General features: G+C 33.9%; 1 protein-coding gene. It reads right to left on the minus strand.

Annotation, left to right across the window (positions count from 1 at the left end):
* Window positions 1-32 precede the first annotated feature (32 nt).
* A partial coding sequence (locus V6256_RS15810; protein WP_341599167.1) for a hypothetical protein occupies window positions 33-218 on the minus strand: 186 nt, incomplete at its 5' end.

The following is a 218-nucleotide window of genomic DNA, read 5'->3' on the forward strand; positions in this document are numbered from 1 at the left end:
CAACGACAAGAGCAATGCTTTAAACGTATTAATTAATTTCCAAAGTACCAATTGCAAGCAACTTCATTTGCTTCACCCAAATCAGGTAGAATCAATTTACCATTAACAACGTTACCTGATATTAAAATTAACCATAAAGCCAAAAATCCACTCGCTAATTTTAGCGAATTCGTGAATTGTTTTTCTGGCAAAATATTACTAACTGCAGAGTCTGCAGG

The sequence above is a fragment of the Psychromonas aquatilis genome (assembly GCF_038155185.1).
Taxonomy (GTDB): Bacteria; Pseudomonadota; Gammaproteobacteria; order Enterobacterales; family Psychromonadaceae; genus Psychromonas; species Psychromonas aquatilis.